Here is a 24,366-nt window from a genome sequence, read left to right as displayed (position 1 = left end):
CGCCCGGGGCCGGCCGCCGCGCCGTCCGCGTGGTGGGCTCCGGCGGCCCGGCCCGCCCTCACCGCACCGCTCCCGCCTCGAGCGCGGCGGCCACCTCGTCCGGGGTGGGCATCGCCGAGGAGCACTCCAGGCGGGAGGCGACGATGGCGCCGGCCGCGTTGGCGTACCGCATGGTGGTCTCCAGGTCCCAGCCGGCCAGCAGCCCGTGGCAGAGGGCGCCGCCGAAGGCGTCCCCGGCGCCCAGTCCGTTGAGGACGGTGACCGGCAGGGGCGGGACCTCGGCGGTCGTGCCCTCGCGGGTCACGGCGAGGACGCCCTTGGGGCCCTGCTTGACCACGGCCGTCCCGACCCCGGCGGCGAGCAGCGCGCGGGCCGCCTCGTGGGGTTCGCGGACGCCGGTGGCGACCTCGACCTCGTCCAGGTTGCCGACGGCCACCGTGGCGTGGCGCAGGGCCTCGGCGTAGAAGGGGCGGGCGGCGCCGGGGTCCTGCCAGAACATGGGCCGCCAGTCGAGGTCGAAGACCGTCGTACCGGACCCGGCGCGGTGGGCGAGGGCCGCCAGGGTGGCCGTGCGGCTCGGTTCCTCGCTCAGGCCGGTGCCGGTCACCCAGAAGATGCGGGCCCCGCGCACGGCGTCCAGGTCCAGGTCGCGGACGTCGATCTCCAGGTCGGGGGCCTTGGGCCGGCGGTAGAAGTAGAGCGGGAAGTCGTCCGGCGGGAAGACCTCGCAGAAGGTGACCGGGGTGGGCAGGCCGGCCACCGGGGTGACCCAGCGGTCGTCGACGCCGAAGCCGCGCAGGGCCTCGCGCGCGTAGGTGCCGAACGGATCGTCCCCGGTGCGGGTGATCACCGCGGCGCGCCGGCCGAGGCGGGCCGCGGCGACCGCGACGTTGGTCGCCGACCCGCCGAGGAACTTGCCGAAGGTGGTGACCCGGGCGAGCGGGACGCCGGTCTGCAACGGGTAGAGGTCGACTCCGATCCGCCCCATGGTGATCAGGTCGTGGCCCATCGGCTTCCCTTCGTCGTGGCCCTCCCGGGCTTTCTAGTCCTGCCTGCGGAAGGCTGTCAACGTGTTGTCCGGACATTCGGACCAGGTCTTGACACCCTTTCCACCGCCCCGCACGCTGACGGCCATGACGTCGTCGCCACCCTCCTCACTCTCCCGCATCCGGATCGGATCGGCGCCCGACTCGTGGGGCGTGTGGTTCCCGGACGACCCACGACAGGTCCCCTGGCGGCGTTTCCTCGACGAGGTCGCCGCGTCCGGCTACGAGTGGATCGAGCTGGGCCCCTACGGCTACCTCCCGACCGACCCGGCCGTACTCGCCGAGGAGACCGCCCGGCGCGGCCTGAAGGTGTCGGCCGGCACCGTCTTCACCGGCCTGCACCACGGCGCGGCCGTGTGGGACGACACCTGGGCGCACGTCTCCCGCGTCGCCGCGCTGACCCGGGCGACGGGCGCCCGCCACCTCGTCGTCATCCCCGCCTTCTGGCGCGACGACAGGACGGGCCGGATCCTGGAGCCGTCCACGCTGACGCCGGAGCAGTGGCGGAACCTGACCTCGCTGACCGAGCGGCTGGGGCGGGAGGTGCGGGAGCGGTACGGCCTCACGGCCGTCGTCCACCCGCACGCCGACACCCACATCGACAGCGAGGAGAACGTCACCCGCTTCCTCGACGGCACCGACTCCGGCCTGGTGTCGCTCTGCCTGGACACCGGGCACTACGCCTACTGCGGCGGGGACAGCGTCGAGCTCATCGAGACCTACGGCGAGCGGATCGGCTACCTGCACCTGAAGCAGGTGGACCCGCAGATCCTGGCCGACGTGCGGGCGCAGGGCACGCCGTTCGGGCCGGCGGTCGCCCGGGGAGTGATGTGCGAGCCGCCGTCCGGCGTGCCCGCGCTGGGTCCGGTGCTGGAGGCGGCGCAGCGCCTGGACGTCGACCTGTTCGCGATCGTCGAGCAGGACATGTACCCGTGCGAGCCGGACCGGCCGCTGCCGATCGCCCGGCGGACGCGGGCGTTCCTGCGCTCGTGCGGGGCGTGACCGGCGCACGGCTTCCCTGCGCGACCCGGGGTGCGGCGGCGCCCGCGGCCCGCCCCGCCCGTCCGTCCACGCGTGCGCCCGCCCGTCGGGGAGCGGGTGGTTCCGGGCCGCCGTGTCAACACACCCCGCCCACGAACCGGCACACATCTTTGCCGCGATTGCGTCACAAACAACCCCCTTCCGTCACACATGTCCTGCTTGCGCAAGCCGGTCGTCACACCCGGTCAACGACCGGTTCCCCTTGGTCACCGCTCCTCGTTGGCCCGGCACAGGGCTGGTGATCGCCAGCGCAGTGCCCGGCTCCCCCGACGGCCGTTCCCAGGCCGCCGCCGCGGCGCGTGCAGGGAGGTGCACGACATGACCGACCGAAGGCTCTGGTCGTACAAGGACATCGCGGCGCACATCCGGGTGCAGCCGGACACCGTACGGTCCTACCGCAAACACGGCCTGCTGCCCCCGCCCGACCACGTCGAGGGCGGCAAGCCCTACTGGTACGCCGACACCGTCCGCGCCTGGGTCGCCTCCCGGCCGGGCAACCGGGGCCGCAGGGACACCTGACCGGCGCCCCCGACCCCCCGCACCCGTGTCCCGTCCGCGCGGGGCGGACACCGGTGCGCGGGGGCTCGGTTCCAGGACTCGATCACGGTGACCCCGGCTCCCGGAGCCGTGCCCGTCGCCGCCGGTGCCGCCGGGCCGCGTCCAGGCCGAGGGTGGAGGTCACCAGCAGGTCGGGGCGCAGGACACCGGAGCGGACGAGCTGGAGCATGCCGGGGGAGGCGTGGGCGGCCATGCCGTGGCTGCCGGGGATCTCCAGCTCCAGGGCGACGGCGCGGGCCAGCGGGACGGGGGTGGTGCCCTCCGGCGAGGGCAGCAGGCCCACCTGGCCGCGCCGGCCCCGGCGGCGCAGGCAGTTCACGGAGGCCGCGCAGGTGGCGGGAGACCCGAGGGCGTCCAGGGAGAGACGGGCGCCGCCCCCGGTCGGCTCACGGACGGCCGCCGTGTCGGGCGCGTCCGCCGCGTCCACGCACCGCGCCGCGCCGAACGTCCGCGCCAGGTCGAGGGCGCCGGGCGCCACGCCGACGGCGACCACCCGGGCGCCCGGGGCCGTCGCGATCATGACCGCGGACGGCGCAGGTCGAGTGAGTCGGCCCGGTGGCCGAGCAGGATCAGCGCCGCCGGGAGCAGGACGAGGGCGGCGGCCGCGGCGAGCAGGACGACGGCGATGCCGGCGCAGGCGAAGGACCGCAGGAAGTACTGCGGGAAGACCATCATGGCGGCCGGGGACACCGCGACGGTGAGGGCGGAGAACAGGGCCGTGCGGCCGGCCGTGCGCAGCGTGGCGCCGATGGCGGTCCGCGGGTCGGCGCCGGTGGACAGCTCCTCGCGGTAGCGGCGGACGATGAACAGCGCGCAGTCGACGGCCGGGCCGAGGCCCGGGGCGGTGGTGAGGTTCGGCGCGAAGACCGGGACGTCGGTGAACGTCGTCAGGCCGCGCAGCACCGCGCTCGTCCCGAGGATGGCGACGATGCCGATGCCCAGCGGCAGCAGGGCCGCGATCGCGCCGCCGAAGACCATGACCAGCAGCACCAGCGTGATCGGCAGGGCGATCCGCCCGGGCGGGCGGGCGACCCGGCACCGGCGCCCCGTCCGGGCCCCGCACCCCGCCGCCGGCGCACGGGGACCCTCCTTGGAGAGGTACCCCCTAGGGGTATACTGTGAGCAGGGTGGAGTCCCGTCGCGGGCCCCACCCGCCCCACCCGCCCCACCCGCCCCACCCGCCCCGACGAGGAGTAATGACATGAGCGCCCAGACCGACACCCCGGGCCCCGTCACCACCGTCTACAAGGTGACCGGCATGAGCTGCGGCCACTGCGAGGGCTCCGTCTCCGGGGAGATCTCCCAGATCCCCGGGGTCGGCTCGGTGAAGGCCGTCGCGTCGACCGGCGAGGTGACCGTCGTCTCCGAGGCGCCGCTCGACGACGAGGCCGTCCGCGCCGCCGTGGACGAGGCCGGCTTCGAGCTGGCCGGCCGGGCCTGAGCCTCCCCCGGCCCCTCACCCACCTTTCCCCGACCGGGCCGTGCCGACCAGCTGATACTGGATCCGTACGGCCCGGTCCGATGTCTGGAGTCCGGACATGACGAGCAGCACCACCGAGACAGCGCCCGCGCCGGCCGGCTCCTTCGGGGTCGAGCTGCGCATCGGCGGGATGACCTGCGCCTCCTGCGCCGCACGGGTGGAGAAGAAGCTCAACCGCATGGACGGGGTGAGCGCCACCGTGAACTACGCGACGCAGAAGGCGAGGGTCACCTGCTCCGGGGACGTCCGGGTCGCCGACCTGATCGCCACCGTGGAACGGACCGGTTACACCGCCGAGGAGCCCCCGCCACCGGAGCCCGGACCGGAGGCGGGGGCCGGGCCGGAGGCGGGGGCCGGGCCGGAGGCGGGGGCCGGGCCAGGGCCGGACCGGGACGGGGACCCCGGGCTCGGCGCCCTGCGGCAGCGCCTGCTCGTCTCGGCGCTGCTGGCCGCCCCGGTCGTGCTGCTCGCCATGGTCCCCGCACTGCAGTTCGACAACTGGCAGTGGCTCTCGCTCACGCTGGCCGCGCCGGTCGTCGTCTGGGGCGGCCTGCCCTTCCACCGCGCCGCCTGGACCAACGCCCGGCACGGCGCCGCCACCATGGACACGCTGGTCTCGGTCGGCACGCTGGCCGCGTTCGGCTGGTCGCTGTGGGCCCTGTTCCTCGGGGACGCGGGCGCGCCCGGCCTGCACGACGAGTTCCGGTTCACCGTCTCCCGCATGGACGGCGCCTCCACGATCTACCTGGAGGTCGCCGCGGGGGTCGTCGCCCTGATCCTGCTCGGCCGCTACCTGGAGGCCCGCTCCAAGCGGCGCGCCGGGGCGGCCCTGCGGGCGCTCATGGAGCTGGGCGCCAGGGACGTGACGGTCCTGCGGCACGAGGGCGGAGGCGAGGGGCCGCCGGCCCCGCGCGAGGTGCGGGTGCCGGTGGCGTCCCTGGCGGTGGGCGACCGGTTCGTGGTCCGGCCCGGGGAGAAGATCGCCACCGACGGCACGGTCGTCGAGGGCGTCTCCGCGGTCGACGCCTCCATGCTGACCGGCGAGTCGGTGCCGGTGGACGTCGGCCCCGGCGACCGGGTCACCGGCGCCACGGTCAACGCGGGCGGCCGGCTGGTGGTCGAGGCGACCGGGGTCGGCGCCGACACCCGGCTCGCCCGGATGGCGAAACTGGTGGAGGACGCGCAGAACGGCAAGGCCGGGGTCCAGCGGCTCGCCGACCGGGTCTCCGCCGTCTTCGTCCCCGTCGTCGTCCTCCTGGCGCTCGGCACCTTCGCCGGCCGGCTCACCCTCACCGGGGACACCGCCGGCGCCTTCACGGCCGCCGTCGCCGTCCTGATCATCGCCTGCCCCTGCGCGCTGGGCCTGGCCACGCCGACCGCGCTCATGGTCGGCACCGGCCGCGGTGCCCAGCTCGGCATCCTCATCAAGGGCCCCGAGGTGCTGGAGTCCACGCGCCGCGTCGACACGGTCGTGCTGGACAAGACCGGCACCGTCACCACCGGCCGGATGACCCTCCAGGAGGTGTACGCCGCCGACGGCGAGGACGAGAAGCAGGTGCTGCGGCTCGCCGGCGCCCTGGAGCACGCCTCCGAGCACCCGGTCGCCCGGGCGGTCGCCGCCGGCGCCGGGGAGCGCGTCGGGGCGCTGCCCGGCGTCGACCGCTTCGAGAACGTCCCCGGACGGGGCGTGCGCGGGCGGGTGGAGGGCCACGAGGTGGCCGTGGGCCGCCTGTACGAGGAGCTGCCGCCGGAGATCGCCCGCGCCCGCCGGGAGGCCGAGCGGGCGGGCCGCACGGCCGTGCCGGTCGGCTGGGACGGGCGGGTCCGCGGTCTCCTCGCCGTCGCCGACGCGGTCAAGGGGACCAGCGCCGAGGCGGTGCGCGAGCTGCGCGCGCTGGGGCTCGCGCCGGTACTGCTCACCGGGGACAACCGGACGGTCGCCGAGGCGGTCGCGCGGGAGGTCGGCATCGACGAGGTGATCGCCGAGGTGCTCCCCGAGGACAAGGTGGACGTCGTGCGGCGCCTGCAGGGCGAGGGACGGACCGTGGCCATGGTCGGCGACGGGGTCAACGACGCGGCGGCGCTGGCCACCGCCGACCTGGGGCTCGCCCTGGGGACCGGGACCGACGCGGCGATCGAGGCCGGCGACCTGACCCTGGTGCGCGGCGACCTCAGGGCGGCGGCGGACGCCATCCGGCTCGCCCGGCGCACCCTCACCACCATCAAGGGCAACCTGGTGTGGGCGTTCGGCTACAACGTGGCCGCGCTGCCGCTGGCCGCCGCCGGGCTGCTGAACCCGATGATCGCCGGAGCGGCGATGGCCTTCTCCTCGGTCTTCGTGGTGACCAACAGTCTGCGGCTGCGCACCTTCCGCTGAAGCGGCCGGGGTCGCCCGGAGTTCGTCCCGGTTGAAGCACCGATTCCCCTGGAGTCCGGCGCGCGCCTCACATAAGCTCTTCACAAGGCTCGCGCCTCATCCTTACGCTGGAGTTCCGATCGCCGTATCGGTGCTCTTGCGCGCTTATGGGACACATGCAAGAGACGCAGATCACAGTGATGCGAACGTAACCATCGAAGGGCTTCGAAGGTCTAAGTTGGCGATGTCAGAACAGCGTCTTGGGGGGCGCTGCCTGGCATCCGGGGATGTCTTGGGGGACTTCTCCGGATAGGGGTACCTCCCTGCTCGACCGAAGGCGAGAGCCGGGAGGAGCGTTGCCGGGGCACGTACACCGGGAAGCTTTGAGCGGCCCTCCCTGCGTGCGCTGTCCCGGCAGATCGCACCGCATCACCGGAGTGCGACGAGTTTTGCTCGTTGTGCTCAGACAGCGATTCAGGCGCTGTCCTCTCCGAGCGCCCGGCCGGATCCCGTGGGGGGAATCCGCACCGGGACACGGGAAGGCGCCCTGGACGCCGGCCCGTGGGGGGACCGGCGCTTCAGGGCGCCTTCTGCTGTGCGTGTGCCGCCACCGGCGGGATACGCCCGCCGTGCCCGTTCGAGGGCCCGCCCGTCGGGCAGGCCCTCGCGGCCGGCGGGGTCAGCGCTCCTCGACCGGGACGAAGTCCCGCTCCACCACGCCGGTGTAGATCTGGCGCGGACGGCCGATGCGGGAGCCCGGCTCCTTGATCATCTCGTGCCACTGGGCGATCCATCCCGGCAGCCGGCCGAGGGCGAACAGGACCGTGAACATCTCGGTCGGGAAGCCCATGGCCCGGTAGATCAGGCCGGTGTAGAAGTCGACGTTCGGGTAGAGCTTGCGCTCGACGAAGTAGTCGTCGGAGAGGGCGTGCTCCTCCAGCTTGAGGGCGATGTCGAGCAGCTCGTCCTCCTTGCCCAGGGCGGAGAGCACGTCGTGCGCGGCGGCCTTGATGATCTTGGCGCGCGGGTCGAAGTTCTTGTAGACCCGGTGGCCGAAGCCCATCAGGCGGACGCCGTCCTCCTTGTTCTTCACCTTGCGGATGAAGGTGTCGACGTCGCCGCCGGAGTCGCGGATGCCCTCCAGCATCTCCAGCACGGACTGGTTGGCGCCGCCGTGCAGCGGGCCCCACAGCGCGTTGATGCCGGCCGAGATCGACGCGAACATGTTGGCCTGCGAGGAGCCGACCAGGCGGACCGTGGAGGTCGAGCAGTTCTGCTCGTGGTCCGCGTGCAGGATCAGCAGCTTGTCCAGCGCGGACACCACGACCGGGTCCAGCTCGTACTCGTCCGCCGGCACCGAGAAGGTCATGCGCAGGAAGTTCTCGACGTAGCCGAGGTCGTTGCGCGGGTAGACGAACGGGTGGCCGATCGACTTCTTGTACGCGTAGGCCGCGATCGTCGGGAGCTTGGCGAGCAGGCGGATCGTGGAGAGGTTGCGCTGCGTCTCGTCGAAGGGGTTGTGGCTGTCCTGGTAGAAGGTGGACAGCGCCGAGACGACCGAGGACAGCATCGCCATCGGGTGGGCGTCGCGCGGGAAGCCCTTGTAGAAGTTCTTGACGTCCTCGTGCAGCAGGGTGTGCCGCGTGATGTCGTTCTTGAACGTCGTCAGCTCGTCGACGGTCGGCAGCTCGCCGTTGATCAGCAGGTAGGCCACCTCGAGGAAGGTGGAGCGCTCGGCCAGCTGCTCGATGGGGTAGCCGCGGTAGCGGAGGATCCCCGCCTCGCCGTCGAGGTAGGTGACGGCGGATTTGTAGGCGGCCGTGTTGCCGTAACCGCTGTCCAGAGTCACCAGACCGGTCTGGGCGCGGAGCTTCCCGATGTCGAAGCCCTTGTCGCCGACGGTGCTGTCGACCACCGGGTAGGTGTACTCGCCGTCGCCGTACCGCAGTACTACAGAGTTGTCGCTCACGTCTTCCCTCACCGACGTAGTGCCTCATCTTCGAGGTGCCCTGACTGTCTCTACCATCCCCCATTTGGCTCAGGAGAGTGCACTCGGGGTCGACCATTGGGCCTATTGGCGGCACTCAGTGCCGCCAACCTGTTCATCCTGCCCCACCTGGAGCGGCATCTGGAAGTGCTCTGTGACCTTCACGACTCATTTGATCGATCATTTTTCACGATGCGGGCCCCCACCCCCGGCCGGGGCCGGTCAGGAGCCGCGCAACCGGAAGTCCAGAGCCGTGCAGCGCCGCCCCGCTGACACCGTGCGTACCGCCTGGCCGATCGCCTTGCGTGAACCGACGAGCACGACCAGCCGTTTCGCCCGCGTCACGGCCGTATACAGCAGGTTCCGCTGGAGCATCATCCATGCCCCGGTGGTGACGGGGATCACCACGGCGGGATATTCACTTCCCTGCGAGCGGTGGATGGTGACCGCGTACGCGTGCGCCAGCTCGTCCAGTTCGTCGAATTCGTACGGTACCTCCTCGTCCTCGTCCGTCAGCACCGTCAGGCGCTGGTCGACCGGGTCGAGCGAGGTGACCACGCCCACGGTGCCGTTGAAGACACCGTTCTTCCCCTTCTCGTAATTGTTGCGGATCTGGGTGACCTTGTCGCCGACGCGGAAGACCCGGCCGCCGAACCGCTTCTCCGGCAGGTCGGGCCGGGCGGGGGTGACGGCCTGCTGGAGCAGGCCGTTGAGGGTGCCGGCGCCGGCCGGGCCGCGGTGCATCGGCGCGAGCACCTGCACGTCGCGGCGCGGGTCGAGGCCGAACTTGGCCGGAATGCGCCGGGCTGCCACGTCCACGGTGAGCCGGCCGGCCGCCTCCGTGTCGTCCTCCACGAAGAGGAAGAAGTCCTTCAGGCCGTCGGTGAGCGGGTGCTGCCCGGAGTTGATCCGGTGCGCGTTGGTGACGACCCCGGACTGCTGGGCCTGGCGGAAGACCCGGGTGAGCCGCACGGCCGGGACCGGGCTGCCGTCGGCCAGCAGGTCCCGCAGCACCTCCCCCGCGCCGACGCTGGGCAACTGGTCGACGTCCCCGACGAACAGCAGGTGGGCACCCGGCGGTACGGCCTTCACCAGTTTGTTGGCGAGCAGCAGGTCCAGCATGGACGCCTCGTCCACGACCACCAGGTCGGCGTCCAGCGGGCGGTCCCGGTCGTAGGCCGCGTCACCGCCGGGCTTCAGCTCCAGCAGGCGGTGCACGGTGCGGGCCTCGGCGCCGGTCAGCTCGGCCAGGCGCTTGGCGGCGCGGCCGGTGGGGGCGGCCAGCAGCACCTTGGCCTGCTTGGCGCGGGCCAGCTCCACGACCGAACGGACCGTGAAGGACTTGCCGCAGCCGGGGCCTCCGGTGAGCACGGCGACCTTCTCGGTCAGCGCGAGCCGCACCGCGGCCTCCTGCTCGGGCGCGAGGTCGGCGCCGGTGCGGCCCCGGAGCCAGCCGAGCGCCTTGTCCCAGGCGACGTCCCGGAAGGCGGGCATCCGGTCCTCCCGCGTGCGCAGCAGGCGCAGCACCTGGGCGGAGAGGGAGAGTTCGGCGCGGTGGAAGGGCACCAGGTAGACGGCGGTGACGGGTTCGGCGTCGCCGTCGGGCCCGGGCACCCTCTCCCGGACGACCCCCGGTTCCCCGCCGTCCGGCGGCGGCCCGGCCAGCTCCGCGAGGCACTCGATGACCAGGCCGGTGTCGACCTGGAGCAGCTTCACCGCGTCCGCGATCAGCCGCTCCTCGGGCAGGAAGCAGTGGCCCTGGTCGGTGGACTGCGACAGCGCGTACTGCAGGCCCGCCTTGACGCGCTCCGGGCTGTCGTGCGGGATGCCGACGGACTGGGCGATTCTGTCGGCGGTGAGGAAGCCGATGCCCCAGACGTCGGCGGCCAGCCGGTAGGGCTGGTTGCGCACCACGGAGATCGACGCGTCGCCGTACTTCTTGTAGATCCGCACCGCGATGGACGTCGACACCTCGACGGTCTGGAGGAAGAGCATGACCTCCTTGATCGCCTTCTGCTCCTCCCAGGCGTCGGCGATCTTCTTCGTCCGCTTCGGGCCGAGGCCGGGCACCTCGATCAGCCGCCCCGGCTCCTCCTCGATGATCTTGAGGGTGTCCAGGCCGAAGTGCTGGGTGATCCGGTCGGCGAAGACCGGGCCGATGCCCTTGACCAGCCCGGAGCCCAGGTAGCGGCGGATGCCCTGGACGGTGGCGGGCAGGAGGGTCGTGTAGTTCTCCACCTGGAACTGCTTGCCGTACTGGGGGTGGGACCCCCAGCGGCCCTCCATGCGCAGGGACTCGCCGACCTGGGCGCCGAGCAGCGCGCCGACCACCGTGAGCAGGTCGTCGCCGCCGCGCCCGGTGTCGACCCGGGCGACCGTGTAGCCGTTCTCCTCGTTGGCGTACGTGATCCGTTCCAGTACGCCTTCGAGCACGGCGAGCCGTCGTTCGCCCGTGGAGTTCCCCGCCTGTTGCGCCATGGTCCGACGGTACCGGGGGCCTGTGACACATCACGATCCGGTCTCGGGTCTTGCGCCGGTTCGTGTAATCGATTCCAATCCTTGCTGGAACGTGGATGTAATCGATTCCACGCGTTCACCGACGAACACATTCCACCGGTCACGAGTTCCACGAGGAGGTGGAGCCGGCGATGGCGAGCATCAAGGACGTCGCCGCCGCGGCGGGCGTCTCCGTCGCCACGGTGTCGCGCGTCCTGAACGAGCGCCCGTCGGTCAGTGCGGACGCGCGCACGCGCGTGCTGGCCGCCGTCGAGGCGCTGGGCTACCGCCCGAACGCCGTCGCCCGTTCCCTGCGCACCGACCAGACCCGCACCCTCGGGCTGGTCATCAGCGACGTGCTCAACCCGTACTTCACGGAACTGGCGCGCTCCGTCGAGGAAGAGGCCCGCGCGCTCGGCTACAGCGTGGTCATCGGCAACGCCGACGAGCGCCCCGACCTCCAGGACCACCACGTGCGGACCCTCCTGGACCGCCGGATCGACGGCCTCCTGGTCTCCCCCACCGACGGCGGCTCCCCGCTGATGCTGGACGCCGCGCGCGCGGGGACGCCGATGGTGTTCGTGGACCGGTGGATACCGGGGGTCGAGGTGCCCGTGGTACGGGCCGACGGGCGGGCGGCCGTGCGGGATCTGGTCGCGCACCTGCACGGGCTCGGGCACCGGCGGCTCGCGATCATCGCGGGTCCGGCGGCGACCACGACCGGCAGCGAGCGGGTCGAGGCCTTCCGGGAGGCCCTGGCCGCCCACGGGCTGCCCCTGCCGGACGCCTACACGGGCCAGGGCGACTTCCAGGCGGACAGCGGGCGGCGGGTCACCGAGGGCTTCCTCGACCTGCCCGAGCCGCCCGAGGCCGTCTTCGCGGCCGACAACCTGATGGCCCTCGGCGCCCTGGACGCGATCCGCGCGCGCGGACTGCGCGTACCGGACGACATCGCGCTGGCCGCGTTCGACGACATCCCGTGGTTCGTGCACACCGATCCGCCGGTCACCGCCATCGCCCAGCCCACGGGCGAACTGGGCCGGGCCGCCGTGCGGGCCCTGGTGGACCGCATCGGGGGACGGCCCGCCGCGTCCGTCGCCCTCGCGGCCCGTCTCGTCGTACGCCGCTCGTGCGGCGAGTCGCCCCCCTCCCCCTTCCCTCCCGCAGTCCCCCTCCCCAGTGCAAAGGAGCACGTCGTGAGCAACCCGGACGAGTTGCTGCGCATCGAGGGCATCCGGAAGACCTTCCCCGGCGTGGTCGCGCTCGACGGCGTCGACTTCGACCTGCGCCGGGGCGAGGTACACGTGCTGCTCGGTGAGAACGGCGCGGGCAAGAGCACGCTCATCAAGATGCTCTCCGGTGCCTACACACCCGACTCCGGCCGGATCCTGGCCGGCGGCGAGGAGGTGCGCATCCAGGGTGCGCAGGACTCCGAGCGCCTCGGGATCGCCACCATCTACCAGGAGTTCAACCTGGTCCCCGACCTCACGGTCGCGGAGAACATCTTCCTGGGCCGCCAGCCGCGCCGCTTCGGGTTGATCGACCGCAGGCGGATGGAGGCCGACGCCGAAGTCCTCCTCGCGCGCGTGGGGGTGAACGTGTCGCCCCGCGCGCGGGTGCGGGAGCTCGGCATCGCGCGCCTGCAGATGGTCGAGATCGCCAAGGCGCTCAGCCTCGACGCGCGCGTGCTCATCATGGACGAGCCGACCGCCGTGCTCACCTCCGAAGAGGTCGAGAAGCTGTTCGCGATCGTGCGCACGCTGCGCGAGGACGGCGTCGGGATCGTGTTCATCACGCACCACCTGGAGGAGATCGCCGCGCTCGGCGACCGGGTCACCGTGATCCGGGACGGCCGGAGCGTCGGGCAGGTCCCGGCCTCCACGCCCGAGGACGAGCTCGTCCGCCTCATGGTGGGCCGCTCCATCGAGCAGCAGTACCCGCGCGAGCGCACCGGGGCGGGCACCGCGCTGCTGTCCGTCGAGGGGCTCACCCGCGACGGCGCGTTCCACGACGTCAGCTTCGAGGTGCGGGCCGGCGAGGTCGTCGGCATCGCCGGGCTCGTCGGGGCGGGCCGCACCGAGGTCGTCCGGGCGGTGTTCGGCGCCGACCCCTACGACGAGGGGGCGGTGAAGGTCTCCGGCACCGCGCTGAAGCGGCACGACGTGAACGCGGCCATGGCGGCCGGGGTCGGCCTCGTGCCCGAGGACCGCAAGGGTCAGGGCCTGGTGCTGGACGCCTCGGTGGAGGAGAACCTCGGGCTGGTGACCCTGCGCTCGGCGACCCGGGCCGGACTGGTCGACCGCAGGTCCCAGCACGCGGCGGCCGAGCGGATCGCCCGGCGGCTGGGCGTGCGGATGGCGGGCCTCGGCCAGCACGTGCGCACGCTGTCCGGCGGCAACCAGCAGAAGGTCGTCATCGGCAAGTGGCTGCTGGCCGACACCCGGGTGCTGATCCTCGACGAGCCGACGCGGGGCATCGACGTCGGCGCCAAGGTCGAGATCTACCAGCTCGTCAACGACCTGACGGCCGCCGGCGCCGCCGTCCTGATGATCTCCAGCGACCTGCCCGAGGTGCTCGGCATGAGCGACCGGGTGCTGGTGATGGCCCAGGGCCGGATCGCGGGCGAGCTCTCGGCCGACGAGGCCACGCAGGACGCGGTCATGGCCCTCGCCGTCAGCGCTCCGGGCACCTCCCCCGCCCCGGACGCGTCCCCCGCCTCTCCCGGCTCCCCCAGTTCCCCCTCGGACACCCCTGCTTCGGAAACGGAGGCCTCCCGTGGCCGCTGACACGCTCAAGAGCACGACGGGCGCGGGTGGCGCCCCGGGCGGCCTGCGCCGCCTCCTGCTCGACAACGGCGCGCTCACCGCGCTCATCGTCCTGGTCGTCGCGCTGTCGGCGCTGTCCGGCGACTTCCTGAACACGGACAACCTGCTCAACATCGGCGTCCAGGCGGCCGTGACGGCGATCCTCGCCTTCGGCGTGACCTTCGTGATCGTCTCGGCCGGCATCGACCTGTCGGTCGGCTCGGTGGCCGCGCTGTCGGCGACCGTGCTGGCCTGGAGCGCCACCTCGCACGGCGTACCGGTCGCGCTCGCGGTCGTGCTGGCCGTCGCCACCGGCATCGTCGCGGGGCTGGTCAACGGCTTCCTGATCGCCTACGGCAAGCTGCCGCCGTTCATCGCGACGCTCGCGATGCTGTCGGTGGCGCGCGGCCTGTCCCTGGTGATATCCCAGGGCTCGCCGATCCCCTTCCCCGGCTCGGTCTCGCACCTCGGCGACACCCTCGGCGGCTGGCTGCCGGTGCCGGTGCTGATCATGGTGGTGATGGGCCTGATCGCGGCCCTCGTGCTCGGACGGACGTACATCGGCCGGTCCATGTACGCGATCGGCGGCAACGAGGAGGCCGCGCGGCTGTCCGGTCTGCGCGTGAAGAAGCAGAAGCTCGCCATCTACGCCCTGTCCGGGGTGTTCGCGGCGGCCGCGGGCGTCGTGCTCGCCGCCCGGCTGTCCTCCGCGCAGCCGCAGGCCGCCGACGGCTACGAGCTGGACGCGATCGCCGCGGTCGTCATCGGCGGCGCCTCGCTGGCGGGCGGCACCGGCAAGGCGTCCGGCACGCTGATCGGCGCGCTGATCCTCGCGGTGCTCAGGAACGGCCTCAACCTGCTGTCCGTGTCCGCCTTCTGGCAGCAGGTCGTCATCGGTGTCGTCATCGCGCTGGCGGTGCTGCTGGACACCGTACGCCGCAGGGCCGGGGCGAGCCCGGTGGCCGGCGGTCCGGGCGGCGGCAGGGGCAGGCAGACGGCGACGTACGCGCTCGCGGCCGTGGTCACGGTGGCGGTCGTCGGTGCGACCTCCTTCCTGCACGACGGTTCCCCGTCCGCGGCGACCCCGAAGCTGGGCCTGTCACTGTCCACCCTCAACAACCCCTTCTTCGTGCAGATCCGGTCCGGCGCCCAGGCCGAGGCGAGGAAGCGGGGCGTGGACCTGACCGTCACCGACGCCCAGAACGACGCCTCCCAGCAGGCCAACCAGCTGCAGAACTTCACCAGCTCCGGCCTCGGCGCCGTCATCGTCAACCCGGTGGACTCGGACGCCGCGAGCAACTCCGTGAAGGCGGCCGACCGGGCGGGCATCCCGGTGATCGCGGTCGACCGGGGGGTCAACAAGGCCCCGGTCGACGCCCTGGTGGCCTCCGACAACGTGACGGGCGGCGAGCTGGCCGCCAGGACGGTCGCGAAGAAGCTCGGCGGCCGGGGCAGGATCGTCATCCTGCAGGGCCAGGCGGGCACCTCGGCCGCCCGGGAGCGGGCGGCGGGGTTCGCCAAGGGGCTCAAGGCCTACCCGGGCATCCGGGTGCTGGCCCAGCAGCCCGCCGACTTCGACCGCACCAAGGGCCTCGACGTGATGTCGAACCTGCTCCAGGCGCACCCCGACGTCCAGGGCGTCATCGCCGCCAACGACGAGATGGCCCTCGGCGCGATCAAGGCGCTCGGGTCCAAGGCCGGCCGGTCGGTGGCGGTGGTCGGCTTCGACGGCACCCCGGACGGACTGACGGCGGTCAGGAACGGCACGCTGTACGCGTCGGTGGCACAGCAGCCGAGCCAGCTGGGCAGGATCGCCGTGGACAACGCGCTGAAGGCGGTGCACGGCGAGAAGGTCCCGCAGACGGTGAAGGTGCCGGTGAAGGTCGTCACGAAGGACAACGTGGCCGGTTTCCGCGGCTGACCACGGCGAAACGGGCGGGCGGTCGCCACGGACCGCCCGCCCCCGGACATCTCTCAGGGGAGTCACCCACATGTACGACTACGACCTCCTGGTCGTGGGTTCGGCCAACGCCGACCTGGTGGTCGGCGTCGAGCGGCGGCCGGCCGCCGGCGAGACGGTGCTGGGCGGCGACCTGGCCGTCCATCCGGGCGGCAAGGGCGCCAACCAGGCGGTCGCGGCCGCCCGGCTGGGCGCCCGTACGGCCCTGCTGGCACGGGTCGGCGACGACGGCCACGGCCGGCTGCTGCTGGACTCGCTCCGCGCGGCCGGGGCCGACCCCGCGGGCGTGCTGGTGGGCGGGGCGCCCACCGGTGTCGCCCTCATCACCGTCGATCCCTCCGGTGACAACAGCATCGTGGTGTCGCCGGGCGCGAACGGCCGCCTGACGCCGGACGACGTGCGGGCGGCGGGCAGTCTCCTGCGGGCCTCGCGGGTGGTGTCGGCGCAGCTGGAGGTCCCGCTGGAGACGGTCGTGGAGGTGGTCCGCACCCTCGCGGACGGCAGCCGCTTCGTCCTGAACCCCTCCCCGCCGCGCCCGTTGCCCGCCGAGGTGCTGGCGGCCTGCGACCCGCTGATCGTGAACGAGCACGAGGCGCGGGTGATCCTGGGCGAGGCGTGCGTGAGCGAGGAGCCGGCCGACTGGGCCCGGCTGCTGCTGGCGCGGGGCCCGCGCTCGGTGGTCGTGACGCTGGGGGCGCGGGGCGCGCTGGCCGGTGACGCGTCCGGGGTGACCCGGGTGCCGTCGGTGCGGGTCGAGGCGGTGGACACCACGGGCGCGGGCGACGCGTTCGCCGCCGCCCTGGCCTGGCGGCTGGGCGCGGGTGCGGACCTGGCCGGGGCGGCGGCCTACGCGGCCCGGGTCGGCGCGGCGGCGGTGACGAAGCCGGGCGCGCAGGAGTCCTACCCGACGGCCGCGGAGGTCGACGCCCTGTGCCGGACCGTCCCGGGGGGCGGCGCCCGGACCCCCGGGGAGGCGGGCGGCGTGCCCGCGGCCGGCGAGCGGGGTGGGGCGCGGTGAAGAAGGCGGGCATCCTCAACCGTCATCTGGCCGGCGCGCTGGCCGCGCTGGGCCACGGCGACGGCGTCCTGGTGTGCGACGCCGGCATGCCGATACCGGACGGCCCCCGCGTGGTGGACCTGGCGTTCCGCGCGGGCGTGCCGTCGTTCGCGGAGGTGGTGGACGGCCTGCTGGCCGAGCTGGTGGTGGAGGGGGCCACGGCGGCGGCGGAGGTGCGCACCGCCAATCCGGCGGCGGGCGCGCTGCTGGCGGACCGCTTCCCCGGCCTGGTCCTGGTCCCGCACGAGCAGCTGAAGGAACTGTCGGCGGGGGCGCGCCTGGTCGTCCGCACGGGCGAGGCCCGGCCGTACGCGAACGTGCTGCTGCGGTGCGGGGTGTTCTTCTGACGTTCCGAGGGGGCCCGCCCGGTCCGTCGACCGGGCGGGCCCCCTCGGCCTGCCCCTCCGTACCAGAACCCCCGTGATCCCCCCCGGGTCCCCCACCGAAGTCCTGACACGAGGTGTGACACGGCGGGCGGGGAAAGGGTTGTACGCCGTTGCGGGGTTTTCCCGCGGCCCCGCTCAGGAACCCCGCGCCGCCTCCGCCACCGCGCGCTGCACCGCACGCCTCGACGTGAGCATCCGGTGGCCCGTCAGCCGGGTCACCACGCGGTCCAGCCAGGCGGGGTCGGCCAGGCGGTGCGCGTCGCCCGTGGCGACCAGGTGGCGCAGGAAGGTCTCCAGGACGTGGACGTCGGTGACGCGGTACCACCGGGGGTGGCGGTCGAAGTACACGGCTCGGTTCTCGTGGGGACGGCGCAGCGTCATCAGCAGGCGGCCGCCGAAGTGGCCGCTCAGCGGGCCGGGGAGGCCGCCGAGCAGGCCGGCGGGGCTGATGTTCTCGCCCTTGGCCGAGCCCTTGCCCACGACGACGTCGATCCCCAGCAGGATCCGCGGCCAGGGCAGGACCTCCTCGGCACCGTCGCGCGCGTGGGCGGTGAGGCCCTCCTCGCGGAACTCCACCCACGCACCCCCGCCCGGTCGCCGGGAGTGTCCCAGCTCCCAGCGTCCGTCGTTGCGTTGCAGGGGCCCGAGGGAGGCGGTCGTGTCACGCACCCCCCTATGGGATCACGTGGGTGAGGAACCGCCCGACGGTTTCGGCCAGGACCTCCCGGCCGTCGCGCGTCCACAACCCCTCGTTGAACAGCTCCACTTCGATCGGACCGGTGCAGCCCGCCGCCGTCACGCACGCCGTCCGCTCCCGCAGGTCGACCGCGCCGTCGCCGCGAGTGCCCTGGACGCCATCAGGACGGCTTGGGCGCCCGCCTCCTCCACGACGGCGAGCTGCTCCTCGTAGGCGGCCCGGATCTCGGCGAGGGTGCCGCCGGCGAGCCGGTCGGTGCCGGCGCCGCAGGCGGTGCGGCCGCCCGCGGCGCGCGCCTCCGCGGCCGAACGGCGGATCAGCTCGGCCGCGCCCGCCCAGTCCAGGCCCGCGCCGCGCTGGACGGTGTCCATCGCCTCGGCGACGCCGAGCCCGTGCGCCCACAGGTGGCGGCGGAAGGCGAAGGTGGCGTCCCAGTCGACGGCGGCGGGCGAGCAGGATCGGCTCGGGCCACAGCACGGTGCCGTCGCCGAGGTCGAGGCCGCCCTGCTCGCGCAGGGCGAGGACCGACCGGACCAGGTGCTGGCGGTAGCAGCCCATGCGCCCGGTCACGCCGTTCATGGCGATACGCACCGTCCTGCGTGTCACGTCGGTCCCCTCCGCGGGCGCCGCGCGCCCCGATCGCTTCCGTCCCGGCCTCCGTGCAGCAAGCGCTTTCTAAACCAGGAGAAGCTAACCCCCGCCGTCGGCCCGGACAAGACGCGGTCGCCGTCGAGTTGTTCGAGGTGCCGAACATGGGGGGCGGCCGGGATTAGGGTCTGGTCGGCGCGGCACGCAACCGTGACCGTGCCCGGCTCGTCCACGAGGACGTAGGAGGACCAGATGCGCGATCGGACGTGCGACCGGAGGACGACGAGATGACGGTGACCCTGGCGGACGTGGCGGCCCGCGCGCGGGTCTCCCCGGCGACGGTGTCGCGCGTGCTGAACGGCAACTATCCGGTGGCCGCCGCCACGCGCGAGCGGGTGCTGCGGGCGGTGGACGAACTGGACTACGTCCTCAACGGCCCGGCCAGCGCCCTCGCGGCGGCCACCTCCGACCTGGTCGGCATCCTCGTCAACGACATCGCCGACCCCTTCTTCGGGATCATGGCGGGCGCGATCCAGGGCGGGATCGGCGGGCCGGGGGGCCGGGCGGGCGGCGAACGCCTGGCCGTCGTCTGCAACACCGGCGGCTCGGCCGAACGGGAGCTGACCTACCTGACCCTGCTGCAACGGCAGCGGGCCGCCGCCGTGGTGCTGACCGGCGGGGCCGTGGAGGACGTGCCGCACGCGGCGGCGGTGGCGGCGAAGCTGCGCAAGCTGGCGGACGCGGGCACCCGGGTGGTGCTGTGCGGGCGCCCGCCGGCCGCCGACGCCCGGGCCGTCGCCCTCACCTTCGACAACCGCGGCGGCGCCCGTGCCCTCACCGGCCACCTCGTCGGCCTCGGCCACCGGCGGCTCGGCTACATCGCGGGCCCCGCGGAACGCACCACCACCCGGCACCGCCTGGAGGGCCACCGCGCCGCGCTGGCCGCGGCCGGCGTCGAGGAGGACCCGCGCCGGACGGTGTACGGCCGCTACGACCGCGGCTCGGGCTACCAGGCCACGCGGGAGCTGCTGCGCCGGGACCCCGCGCTGACCGCGGTGGTGGCCGCGAACGACTCCGTCGCCCTCGGCGCCTGCGCCGCCCTGCGCGACGCCGGCCTGCGCGTCCCCGAGGACGTCTCGGTGGCGGGCTTCGACGACCTGCCGTTCAGCGTCGACGCGGTGCCCTCCCTGACGACGGTGCGGCTGCCCCTGGCGGAGGCCGGGGCGCGGGCGGGCCGCATCGCGACGGGCCGCGAGGAACCGCCGCCGGACGGGGTCGCCCCGGTGCGGGGCGAGTTGGTGGTGCGCGGGTCGACGGGCGCGCCCCGGGACTGAGGGGCGCCGGGGCGGGGGAAGGCGGGGCCGCTGCCCACGGCCGTCGGGCCGGCCCGCGGGCGGGGCGGGCACGGGAAGAGCGCCGCGGCCGGGGCGGGGCGCGGGAAGGGCGAGCACAAGAAGGGCGAGGCGCAGGAAGGACGGGTCGCGGGAAAGGGCGGGCGCGGGAAAGGGCGGGCGCGGGGCGCTCCGGCCCGCGACCCGGGCGGCCGGAACCGCACGGATCGGGGCGCGACGGGTTAGGGGTCGCGGGCGGGCGGGTACGGCGGTGCCCATGAAACTGGCGTTCTCCACTCTCGGTGTCCCCGGCCTGCCCGTCCCTGAGGTCCTGGCGCTCGCGACCGCGCACGGCTACCACGGCGTGGAACTGCGCGCGCATCCGGAGGAGCCCGTGCACCCGGGCCTCTCCCCCGCCGGGCGGGCGGAGACGGCCGCGCTGTTCGGGGCGGCCGGCATCGAGGTGCTGTCCCTCGCCGGGTCCGTGCGGGTCGCCGCCCCGGGTGACGACGCGGCCGTCCTCGACGAGATCCGCGGACTCCTCCGGCTCGCCCGCGACCTGGGCGCCCCCTTCGTCCGGGTCCTCCCCGGCGCCGACCCGGACCAGCCGCGCGAGGAGGCCGACGCCGTCGCCGCCCGCAGGCTGGGGGCCGCCGCCGAGGACGCCGCCGCGCTCGGCGTCCACGTCCTGCTGGAGACGCACGACTCGCACCGCACCGGCGCCGACGCGATCCGTGTGCTCGGCCCGGTCGGCCACCGGCAGGCGGGGGCGGTGTGGGACGTGATGCACACCTGGCTGGGCGGGGAGCAGCCGGCCGACACCTTCGCGGCCCTCTCCCCGCACCTCGGTTACGTCCAGGTCAAGGACGTGGCCTCGGCCGAGGACACCACCCCGCTGCCGCTCGGCGCGGGGGTGCTGCCGCTCACCGAGTGCGTGGACGTGCTGTGCCGCCACAACTGGGACGGCTGGCTGTGCTGGGAGTACGAGAAGCGCCGGTACGAGGCGGCTGCACCGCTCCCGGACCTGCTGGCCGCGGGCCGCGACCACCTCGCACGGCTGCTCGGCGAGGCGGCGTAGGGCGTCCCGGACGGCGGGAGCCACCGGGTAATTCGCTGGTGGCCCCGCCGCCGCCGGGCTAGCCTCCCCCGGTGATCCCGCACCCCGCGCCCCGCGCCCTCCGCCGCGTCCCCTCATGAGGGCGGTCCGCTCTCTCATCGACGTACGGCCGCTGCGCACCTCGCCCGTCTTCCGGCGGCTGCTGATCGGGCGGACCGTGTCCACGCTCGGCGGGTTCATGACCATGGTGACGGTCATGTACCAGGTCTGGGACCTGACCGGCAGCACGGCGTGGACCGGTGCGGTCGGACTGGCGCAGGCGCTGCCGCTGGTGGTGTTCGGGCTGTTCGCCGGGGCGTGGGCGGACCGGACCGACCGGCGCCGCCTCTACCTGGCGGCCACCGCGGGACAGGCCGCGTGTTCGCTGCTGCTGGCCGTGCAGGGCTTCACCGGGCACGTCCCGGTGGCCGCCGTGCTCGCCCTGGTCGCCGTGCAGTCGGCCTTCGGCGCGCTCGGCGCCCCGGCCGCCGGGGTGTTCGTGCCGCGCCTGCTGCCCCGCGACCAGGTGGCGGCCGGACTGGCCCTGAACCAGGTCACCGGCCAGGCGATGATGCTGCTCGGTCCCGCCCTGGCCGGTGTGCTGCTGGGCTGGCTCGGGACCGGCGCCTGCTACCTGCTGGACGCCCTCAGCTTCGGCCTGGCCCTCCACGGCGCCCTCGGCCTGCCCGCGCTGCCCCCGGAGGGCGCCCCGTCGCGGGCGGGCCTGCACGGGGTGCTGGACGGGCTGCGGTTCCTGGCCGGGCACCGGGTGGTGCGCGGCGCGCTGCTCACCGACCTGGCCGCGACCGTGCTGTCCTTCCCGGTGAGCCTCTTCCCGCTGGTCAACGCCGAGCGGTTCGGGAACGACCCGCGCACGCTCGGCCTGTTCCTGTCGGCCCTGGCGGTGGGCGGCGTCGCGGCGACCGCGCTGTCCGGCTCGCTGACCCGGCTCGGCCGGCCGGGCACGGTGATGCTGTGCACCTCGGCCGTCTGGGGCGCGGCCCTGGTGCTGTTCGGCCTGTCGACCAGTGCGTGGACCGGCCTCGTCCTGCTGGCACTGGCCGGGGCGGCCGACGCGACCTCGGTCGTCTCCCGGTCCACGATCGTGCAGACCCGCACCCCGGACGCGCTGCTCGGCCGGGTCACGGCGGCCGAGCAGATCGTCGGCCAGGCGGGACCCAGCCTCGGCAACGTGCGCGGCGGTCTGCTGGCCGGCTGGACGTCGGGGGCGACGGCCCTGGTGGCGGGGGGTGCGATGTGCGTCCTGGCGGTCGCGGCGGTCGCGGCGGCGACACCCGAACTGCGGGACGGGACCGGCCCCGCCGACGGGCTCGCCCCCGCCGCGGACGGGCCGTGAGGGGCCCGGCGCCGCGACCGGTGCTCGGGTCCGCGCCCGGCGCCGGCCGGTGCGCCCGGGGCCTCCCGCTCGGGCCCGCCGGGGCCCGCGGGCCCCGGCACCGCACCCCGGTCCGGCCCGGTCCGGTCCGGGCGGAAGCCCCTAGTACGTCAGCCCGTGCCCGACGGGGTACAGCACCTGCGCCGGGTCGTCCGCCCGCTGCACCGGTACCGGCAGCTTCCCGCGCGGGGCCACCCGTCCGGCGATCACCCGGGCGGCGGCGCGCAGTTCGACGTCGGTCCAGGAATAGGACGCCAGGAAGGCCCTGACGCCGGGGAGCTGGGCCACGTCGTAGGGGTTGCGGACGGCGACGGCCACCACCGGCCTGCCGGTGGCGAGCAGCCGCTCCACGAGGCTCTGCTGGGTGCTGCCCGGCGTCACGTTGTACGTCGCGACGACCACGGCGTCCGCGTCCTGCGCGGCCGTCACCGCCCGGGTGACCGTCGTGGCGGAGGGCGCGGTGCCGGTGGACAGGGCGGTGGCGGTGAAGCCCAGTGCGGTGAGGGCGGCGGCGAGGACACCGGTGGGCGGACCGGTGGTGCCGGACGGGGAGGCCGGATCGGCGCCGACGACGAGGATCCGGGGCCGGTCGCGCGGGTCGAGCGGCAGCACGCCGCCCTCGTTGACGAGCAGGGTGGTGGTCCGCTCGGCGATCCGGTCGGCCGCGGCCAGGTGGGCCGCGCTGCCCACCACGCGGTCGACGCCGGCCGGGCTGACGTACGCCCGCCGGAAGAGCCCGAGCCGTGCCTTCAGCCGCAGGATGCGCAGCACCGATTCGTCCAGGCGCGCCCCGGTCAGCTCGCCGTCCAGGACCGCCCGGCGGACCGCGTGCCAGGCGACCTCGATGGACGGCGGGTTGAGCAACTGGTCGACGCCCGCCTTCAGGGCCAGCACCGGCACCCGGTCGTCGCCGTACTTGGTGCGCACGCCCTCCATGCCGAGGGAGTCGGTGACCACCACGCCGTCGTAGCCGAGTTCGCCGCGCAGGATGCCGGTGACGATCGGGCGGGAGAGGGTGGCCGGGTCGCCGGAGTCGTCGAGGGCCGGGAACTGGAGGTGCGCGGTCATGATGGAGTCGATGCCGGCGGCGATCGCGGCCCGGAAGGGCACCGCGTCCAACCGCTCCCACAGCTCCCGGCTGTGCGTGATGACCGGGAACCCGGTGTGGCTGTCGACGGCGGTGTCGCCGTGTCCCGGGAAGTGCTTGGCGGTCGCCGCGACCCGGGACGCCTGATAACCCCTCACCTCGGCGGCCACCAGGCCGGCCACCGCCTGCGGGTCGGCCCCGAAGGAGCGCACGCCGATGACCGGGTTGGCCGGGTTGACGTTCACGTCGGCGTCGGGCGCGTAGTCCTGGTTGATGCCCATGGCGCGCAGTTCGGCGCCGGAGAGGCGGCCGAGGGTGCGGGCGTCGGACCGGGAACCGCCGGCGCCGAGGGCCATCGCGCCCGGGAACAGGGTGGCCGGCCTGCCCACCCGGCAGACGATGCCGTGCTCCTGGTCGGTGGCGACGAGCACCGGCAGGCCGCGGGGCTGCGCCAGGGACGCCCGCTGGATGCCGTTGGAGAGGCCGGCGATCTGCCGGGGGTCGCGGGTGTTGTGGGCCCAGGTGAAGTAGATGATGCCGCCGACCCGGTACCTCTCGATCAGCTCGGCGGCCGTGCGGACCCCGAGCTCCTGGAGGTTGGCGTCGACGTCGGCCTGGTCGGGCGCGGTGGCGGAGTGGCCGTAGACCCGCATCACGAACAGCTGGCCGACCTTCTCCTCCAGCGTCATCCGGGAGATCAGGGCGCGCAGTGCGCGGTCGGTCGGGGTGGCGGCGAAGGCGGTGGCCGGTACGGTCAGCGCGGCGGTGAGTCCGGCGGTCGCGGCGAGGACGGCCCGCCTGGACGGCCGTGCGGTGCTTCCCGTGCTTCCCGTGCTGCTGTCGTGCACGTGCGCCCCTTCCGGAGGAGTACCGCTGAAGGAAACTTCCGAGGAGTCACCAATATCCGGGAAGTTTCTTTCCGTCAAGACGACGCACAGCGCGCCCGGGCGGGCCGCCACCGGCGCACGCGGGCGGTGCGCCGGTGGCGGCCTGCCGCCGG

The 24,366-nt window shown here is 74.2% G+C and carries 16 protein-coding genes and 6 pseudogenes; 12 read left to right on the top strand and 10 right to left on the bottom strand.

The genetic code is table 11. From position 1 onward, the window contains the following. Nucleotides 1–58: 58 nt before the first annotated feature. Nucleotides 59–1,009 (bottom strand): 5-dehydro-2-deoxygluconokinase, encoded by a 951-nt coding sequence (iolC, locus tag QQY24_RS20270; protein ID WP_301974105.1) that lies wholly within the window; start codon nt 1,007–1,009, stop codon nt 59–61. 124 nt (nt 1,010–1,133) lie between these two features. Here iolC and QQY24_RS20265 point away from each other — a divergent pair, with 124 nt between their 5' ends. Together QQY24_RS20265 and QQY24_RS20260 are read left to right on the top strand one after the other, a co-directional pair. Then, nucleotides 1,134–2,048, top strand: coding sequence for a sugar phosphate isomerase/epimerase (locus QQY24_RS20265; protein ID WP_301974104.1), 915 nt, complete (start codon nt 1,134–1,136; stop codon nt 2,046–2,048). A 357-nt stretch (nt 2,049–2,405) separates the two neighbouring features. Beyond that, nucleotides 2,406–2,606, top strand: a complete 201-nt coding sequence (locus tag QQY24_RS20260) for an AlpA family transcriptional regulator (RefSeq protein ID WP_301974103.1) — start codon at nt 2,406–2,408, stop codon at nt 2,604–2,606. Here the strand turns inward: QQY24_RS20260 and QQY24_RS20255 are convergent. Next, nucleotides 2,534–3,174: pseudogene (locus tag QQY24_RS20255) on the bottom strand (zinc-binding dehydrogenase); the annotation flags it as partial. The gene QQY24_RS20260 and the pseudogene QQY24_RS20255 overlap by 73 nt on opposite strands. Continuing rightward, nucleotides 3,174–3,656, bottom strand: a pseudogene (locus QQY24_RS20250) (MMPL family transporter); the annotation flags it as partial. The pseudogenes QQY24_RS20255 and QQY24_RS20250, both read right to left, overlap by 1 nt. A 190-nt stretch (nt 3,657–3,846) precedes the next feature. Between QQY24_RS20250 and QQY24_RS20245 the strand changes: the two are divergent. Both QQY24_RS20245 and QQY24_RS20240 read left to right on the top strand, forming a co-directional pair. Then, nucleotides 3,847–4,086 (top strand): heavy-metal-associated domain-containing protein, encoded by a 240-nt coding sequence (locus QQY24_RS20245; RefSeq protein WP_301974102.1) that lies wholly within the window; start codon nt 3,847–3,849, stop codon nt 4,084–4,086. A gap of 97 nt (nt 4,087–4,183) precedes the next feature. Next, on the top strand, nt 4,184–6,502 hold the full coding sequence (locus QQY24_RS20240) for a cation-translocating P-type ATPase (RefSeq protein ID WP_301974101.1): 2,319 nt from the start codon (nt 4,184–4,186) through the stop codon (nt 6,500–6,502). Nucleotides 6,503–7,160: 658 nt separating this feature from the next. On the opposite strand, the gene QQY24_RS20235 is transcribed toward QQY24_RS20240, so the two are convergent. Next, nucleotides 7,161–8,450, bottom strand: coding sequence for a citrate synthase (locus tag QQY24_RS20235; protein ID WP_301974100.1), 1,290 nt, complete (start codon nt 8,448–8,450; stop codon nt 7,161–7,163). A 240-nt stretch (nt 8,451–8,690) separates the two neighbouring features. Then, complete coding sequence (locus QQY24_RS20230; RefSeq protein WP_301974099.1) at nt 8,691–10,946, bottom strand: ATP-dependent RecD-like DNA helicase; 2,256 nt, start codon at nt 10,944–10,946, stop codon at nt 8,691–8,693. 170 nt (nt 10,947–11,116) lie between these two features. Between QQY24_RS20230 and QQY24_RS20225 the strand changes: the two are divergent. The 5 genes and pseudogenes from QQY24_RS20225 to rbsD form a co-directional block, all read left to right on the top strand. Next, nucleotides 11,117–12,085: pseudogene (locus QQY24_RS20225) on the top strand (LacI family DNA-binding transcriptional regulator); the annotation flags it as partial. 75 nt (nt 12,086–12,160) lie between these two features. After that, nucleotides 12,161–13,750, top strand: coding sequence for a sugar ABC transporter ATP-binding protein (locus QQY24_RS20220; protein WP_301976299.1), 1,590 nt, complete (start codon nt 12,161–12,163; stop codon nt 13,748–13,750). Next, a complete protein-coding gene (locus QQY24_RS20215; protein ID WP_301974098.1) occupies nt 13,740–15,689 on the top strand; it encodes a substrate-binding domain-containing protein in 1,950 nt (649 codons plus the stop codon). The genes QQY24_RS20220 and QQY24_RS20215 overlap by 11 nt, the downstream gene beginning before the upstream one ends. A gap of 70 nt (nt 15,690–15,759) precedes the next feature. Continuing rightward, nucleotides 15,760–16,746 (top strand): ribokinase, encoded by a 987-nt coding sequence (locus QQY24_RS20210; RefSeq protein WP_301974097.1) that lies wholly within the window; start codon nt 15,760–15,762, stop codon nt 16,744–16,746. Further along, a complete protein-coding gene (rbsD, locus tag QQY24_RS20205) occupies nt 16,743–17,132 on the top strand; it encodes a D-ribose pyranase (RefSeq protein WP_301974096.1) in 390 nt (129 codons plus the stop codon). Before QQY24_RS20210 ends, rbsD begins: the two co-directional genes overlap by 4 nt. A gap of 174 nt (nt 17,133–17,306) precedes the next feature. Here the strand turns inward: rbsD and QQY24_RS20200 are convergent, their stop codons facing one another. The 4 genes and pseudogenes from QQY24_RS20200 to QQY24_RS20185 all read right to left on the bottom strand — a co-directional run. After that, nucleotides 17,307–17,840, bottom strand: a complete 534-nt coding sequence (locus QQY24_RS20200; RefSeq protein WP_301974095.1) for a hypothetical protein — start codon at nt 17,838–17,840, stop codon at nt 17,307–17,309. Nucleotides 17,841–17,844: 4 nt separating this feature from the next. Next, a pseudogene (locus QQY24_RS20195) lies at nt 17,845–18,033 on the bottom strand (sugar phosphate isomerase/epimerase); the annotation flags it as partial. Further along, nucleotides 17,997–18,350, bottom strand: a pseudogene (locus tag QQY24_RS20190) (DUF993 family protein); the annotation flags it as partial. The pseudogenes QQY24_RS20195 and QQY24_RS20190, both read right to left, overlap by 37 nt. After that, nucleotides 18,310–18,474: pseudogene (locus QQY24_RS20185) on the bottom strand (gfo/Idh/MocA family oxidoreductase); the annotation flags it as partial. The pseudogenes QQY24_RS20190 and QQY24_RS20185, both read right to left, overlap by 41 nt. 269 nt (nt 18,475–18,743) lie before the next feature. On the opposite strand from QQY24_RS20185, the gene QQY24_RS20180 reads away from it, so the two are divergent. The 3 genes from QQY24_RS20180 to QQY24_RS20170 all read left to right on the top strand — a co-directional run bounded on the left by QQY24_RS20180 (nt 18,744) and on the right by QQY24_RS20170 (nt 22,240). Continuing rightward, on the top strand, nt 18,744–19,790 hold the full coding sequence (locus tag QQY24_RS20180; protein WP_301974094.1) for a LacI family DNA-binding transcriptional regulator: 1,047 nt from the start codon (nt 18,744–18,746) through the stop codon (nt 19,788–19,790). A 274-nt stretch (nt 19,791–20,064) separates the two neighbouring features. After that, nucleotides 20,065–20,865, top strand: a complete 801-nt coding sequence (locus QQY24_RS20175; protein WP_301974093.1) for a sugar phosphate isomerase/epimerase — start codon at nt 20,065–20,067, stop codon at nt 20,863–20,865. 115 nt (nt 20,866–20,980) lie between these two features. After that, nucleotides 20,981–22,240: an MFS transporter gene (locus QQY24_RS20170; RefSeq protein ID WP_301974092.1), complete on the top strand. Its 1,260-nt coding sequence runs from the start codon at nt 20,981–20,983 to the stop codon at nt 22,238–22,240. 141 nt (nt 22,241–22,381) lie between these two features. On the opposite strand, the gene QQY24_RS20165 is transcribed toward QQY24_RS20170, so the two are convergent. Then, on the bottom strand, nt 22,382–24,214 hold the full coding sequence (locus QQY24_RS20165; RefSeq protein WP_301974091.1) for a glycoside hydrolase family 3 protein: 1,833 nt from the start codon (nt 24,212–24,214) through the stop codon (nt 22,382–22,384). Nucleotides 24,215–24,366 lie beyond the last annotated feature (152 nt).

Source organism: Streptomyces sp. TG1A-8, from assembly GCF_030499535.1.
Lineage (GTDB): Bacteria > Actinomycetota > Actinomycetes > Streptomycetales > Streptomycetaceae > Streptomyces.
The sequence above is the reverse complement of the archived record's forward strand: the minus strand, read 5'-3'. Positions and strand labels throughout refer to the sequence as shown.